Genomic DNA, 3879 nt, shown 5'->3' with positions numbered 1-3879 from the left:
ACCTCTGAGGTGGTCCCGCCCTACGGCGTTTCTGTGGAGCCTAGGAGATTCGAACTCCTGACATCTGCCTTGCAAAGGCAGCGCTCTACCAACTGAGCTAAGGCCCCGAAAACGGTGCACCCAGCCGGAAGAATCTCGCTCCGGTGGGCAACGGAGACCAGAGTACCGGGTCACCCCCCGGATCCCGCAAAAGGATTGGGGGTCCCGGTGAACGACCACGCTCCGTAAGATGCTCGGCGTGGTTCGCGGCAGCGAACCGCGGTTTTTGGGGAAGCGATGGGGAGACGCAATGGACGCCGCACAACAAGAGACAACCGCGAGAGCACGAGAGCTCCAGCGGAACTGGTACGGGGAGCCGCTGGGGGCGCTCTTCCGTCGTCTCATCGATGATCTGGGCCTCAACCAGGCACGCCTCGCCGGCGTCCTCGGTCTGTCCGCGCCCATGTTGTCCCAGCTGATGAGTGGGCAGCGCGCCAAGATCGGAAATCCCGCGGTCGTCCAGCGCGTCCAGCTACTTCAGGAGCTGGCGGGCCAGGTCGCCGACGGCAGTGTGAGCGCCGCCGAGGCCACCGACCGTATGGACGAGATCAAGAAATCTCAGGGCGGTTCCGTCCTGACGAACACCTCGCAGTCGACGACGAGTTCGGGTGCGCCCACGGTGAAGCGTGTGGTGCGCGAGATCCAGTCACTGCTGCGCTCCGTCGCGGCGGCGGGCGACATCATAGATGCCGCGGACTCCCTCGCCCCGACCCACCCGGAACTGGCAGAGTTCCTCCGGGTATACGGCGCCGGACGCACCGCGGACGCGGTCGCCCACTACGAGGCGCACCAGAACTGAGCCGTCGGCCGGGCCACCGGGCGGCCCGGAGGGGGAGCAATGCGCGACCATGGGTGAGATCTTCGCCGGCCGCTACGAACTCGTCGACCCGGTCGGACGCGGGGGAGTCGGAGCGGTCTGGCGCGCCTGGGACCACCGGCGGCGCCGGTATGTGGCCGCCAAGGTCCTGCAACAGAGCGACGCGCACGCGCTGTTGCGCTTCGTACGGGAGCAGGCGCTCCGGATCGACCACCCCCATGTGCTCGCGCCCGCCAGCTGGGCCGCCGACGACGACAAGGTCCTCTTCACCATGGCCCTGGTCGCCGGCGGCTCGCTGGCCCATGTGATCGGTGACTACGGCCCGCTGCCGCCCCGCCTGGTCTGCACGCTCCTGGACCAGCTGCTCTCCGGTCTCGCGGCGGTGCATGCCGAGGGGGTCGTGCACCGTGACATCAAGCCCGCGAACATCCTGCTCGAGGCCACCGGCATCGCGCGTCCGCATCTGCGGCTCTCCGACTTCGGCATCTCGATGCGGATGGGCGAGCCACGGCTGACCGAGACGAACTATGTGGTGGGGACGCCCGGCTACTTCGCGCCCGAGCAGATGATGGGTGCCGAGCCGGACTTCACCGCCGATCTCTTCGCCGTCGGTCTGGTGGCCCTGTATCTGCTGGAGGGCGCCAAGCCGGACGCCAAGGCCCTGATCGAGCATTTCGCCGCGCACGGCACGCCTGGGGCGCCACAGGGCGTGCCGGAGCCGCTGTGGCAGGTCGTCGCCACGCTTCTCCAGCCGGATCCGCACGCGCGGTTCCGCACCGCCACGGGTGCGCGCAAGGCGTTGGCTTCGGCCGTCGAGCTGCTGCCCGAGCCGGGGCCCGACGACGAGATCGTCGAGATCTTCGACCAACTGGGCCCGCTCCCCCAGGGGTTCGGCCCCGACGGTCCGCTCACCACTCCGCCACAGCCGGACTTCGCTCCCCCCTCCGTGCCGCCCCCACCCCTCTCCGCGCCGCAGACGGGAAGCTTCCCGTCTGCTCAGCAGCCGCAGGGCACGCCGCCGTCGGGGCAGCCGGTACAGCACGTACAGCCCCAGTCCCAGTCCCAGCCCCAGCCCCAGCAGGCGCCGCCACCACCACCGCAGGAGCCGGCGACGCCGCCCCCGCTCCCGGCTGAGTCCCCACATGTCCCCTCCCCCCACCACGTTCCGGCTCCGGTCCCAGTACCGGTCCCCCCAGCGCAGGTACCAGTTCAGGCAGCGGCGCAGACCCCCCTGCAGTCGCAGGCCCCCATGTATCTACCCGCTCACGAGCCATCACACTCCGCGACGTCACCAGTGCGCCGGGTAACTGCCCCGACTTACCCGTACACCGCTCACGTCCCACAGAACCCCCAGAACCCGCAGGACCTCCATGTCCCGCAGGCCCCACTCCAGAGCCGGCCCGTTCAGCATCGGCAGAAAAGGCGACCGGGGCCGCCCCCGAAGGTGGCGATCCCGATGCTGCTGGCCGCGCTGGCCTGCTTCGCGCTGGGCTTCTGGGCCCTGACCCAGGTCTGAGTCAGCCCTGGGTCAGGCAACCTCGGTCAGGTCTGGGTCAGCCCTGGCTCAAGCCCGACCCGCCGCCCGTCTCCGCCCGATCAGCGTCCACACGCCCAGGACCATGAGCAGCACGGTCCCGGCCCCGAACCCACCGGCGGCGACGACCTTCATGACGTCTGCGTTGCCGCTCCCACCGCCGTCACCACCGCCGTCACCGGCTGCCGTATCGCCCCGCGCCGCGGCGTCCTTGTCCTGGCCGGTGACACTGAACTGGTCCGCGGGGCGCGCCGTCCCCTCGTACGCGGGCCCCGCCTTCGCGGTGCCGTCGACGTTCACCCGCAGCGTCAGATCCAGCGGCGCCTTGCCGAACTGCCGGGCGACCTGGGGGTTGAGATGGACCGAGAGGTAGTACCACCCGGCGAACCGCGTTCCGGCCACGCCGTCGATCGGGGAGTAGCGGTTCTCGTACGCGACGGGGGCCACCGGCTTCAGCGCGGTCGATTTCTGCTTGCCGTCGTATGCCGTGTCGGCGTCGTCGATACGAGCGCGCACCGGATTGGCCAGTGACATGACGAACGCAGACGTCACGTAGTCGCCCTCACCCCCGCTGGCGCTGCCCAACTCGGCACTGGCGGATATCTGCTGCCCCCAGTCGACCGGCACACGGTAGAAGAGTGTCTCGCCGGGCTCGATCCGGTCGCCCCAGACGCCCGTCCGCAGCGCCCGGGCGTCATTGAAGCCTGTGCCGCCCCTGCGTTCCTTGCGCTCACCGCCGGGAGGCGTGGGCGAGGCGGAGTTCCACGACTCGGGCGGCGTCGTGGAGGCGCCCTTGGCCACCGCGGGCTCCGAGACGACGCGAAGCTCCGTGTCCCACGTCTCCGTGCTGGATCCGGGTCGGCTGTTCCGCTCGACCACCGCGTAGTACGTACCGGCAGACTTGCACCGGTTCTCGGCGGGGCCCACCTCCCGTACCGCCCAGGCGGTGATGGGCCGCGGGCTCTGCGACGTACCGAATCGCGCGTCCTGGGAATTGCAGTTGTTGCCGTTCGCGTCCTGTAAGGACACCTCGACGCCGTCCCCGTAGACGACCTGGGAGTCGAGCCCGGGAACGGCGGTGGCCGAGACGTACACGGTCTCTCTGGCGTCGAGTTGAAGCTGGTAGTAGAGCTTTTCCCCGCGCGCGAGGGAGCTCTTGTACGTCGACCCCGGCGTGAGTTTCGCGCTGCCCATGCTGTTCTTCGCGCCTTCGACCGGCATGGCCCGGTCGTCGAAGGCGTACGGACTCGGTGTGCCGGCCGCCGCGGCCTGTCCCGGCAGCGCCATCAACGCGCACATCGCCGCTCCCGCGGCCAGCGTCGCCCGGCCTCTGCGCAGCCGCCCCATCACGTGCACCCCTCCCCGACGAACCAGACGAACCAGCCGTCCCGGCCACTCATGTCCGTGTGGATACTCGACAGCCCTTGCCCACGCAAGGCAATAGCTTGCGCGCGCAAAGATCAGCTGTCCGGAGACGTCCGGACAGCAC

3 protein-coding genes and 1 tRNA gene are annotated in these 3879 nt (G+C 69.7%); 2 read left to right on the top strand and 2 right to left on the bottom strand.

From position 1 onward, the window contains the following. Positions 1–34: 34 nt before the first annotated feature. Positions 35–107 (bottom strand) — tRNA-Ala (locus ACFQ7F_RS45590). Positions 108–289: 182 nt separating this feature from the next. On the opposite strand from ACFQ7F_RS45590, the gene ACFQ7F_RS45585 reads away from it, so the two are divergent. After that, entirely contained in the window at positions 290–838 is a 549-nt protein-coding gene (locus tag ACFQ7F_RS45585) for a DNA-binding protein (protein ID WP_160506124.1), read from the top strand. A gap of 49 nt (positions 839–887) precedes the next feature. Next, positions 888–2372 carry a protein kinase gene (locus ACFQ7F_RS45580; RefSeq protein ID WP_383285618.1) on the top strand — a complete coding sequence of 495 codons (1485 nt, stop codon included), beginning with the start codon at positions 888–890 and terminating at the stop codon, positions 2370–2372. Between the two features lie 48 nt (positions 2373–2420). Here ACFQ7F_RS45580 and ACFQ7F_RS45575 read toward each other — a convergent pair whose 3' ends face one another. Next, the gene (locus ACFQ7F_RS45575; protein ID WP_383285622.1) at positions 2421–3737 is read right to left on the bottom strand and encodes a hypothetical protein; all 1317 of its coding nucleotides are present in this window, start codon (positions 3735–3737) and stop codon (positions 2421–2423) included. Between the last annotated feature and the right edge of the window lie 142 nt (positions 3738–3879).

Origin of the sequence: Streptomyces sp. NPDC056486 (assembly GCF_042795295.1) — a bacterium.
In the GTDB taxonomy this organism is placed as follows: domain Bacteria; phylum Actinomycetota; class Actinomycetes; order Streptomycetales; family Streptomycetaceae; genus Streptomyces.
This window is presented reverse-complemented; position numbering and strand designations above follow the sequence as displayed.

Bases quoted from the DNA above. Each gene is read 5' to 3' on its own strand.
- ACFQ7F_RS45580 (WP_383285618.1), top strand. From the start codon at position 888: ATGGGTGAGATCTTCGCCGGCCGCTACGAACTCGTCGACCCGGTCGGA.
- ACFQ7F_RS45585 (WP_160506124.1), top strand. From the start codon at position 290: ATGGACGCCGCACAACAAGAGACAACCGCGAGAGCACGAGAGCTCCAG.
- ACFQ7F_RS45575 (WP_383285622.1), bottom strand. From the start codon at position 3,737: ATGGGGCGGCTGCGCAGAGGCCGGGCGACGCTGGCCGCGGGAGCGGCG.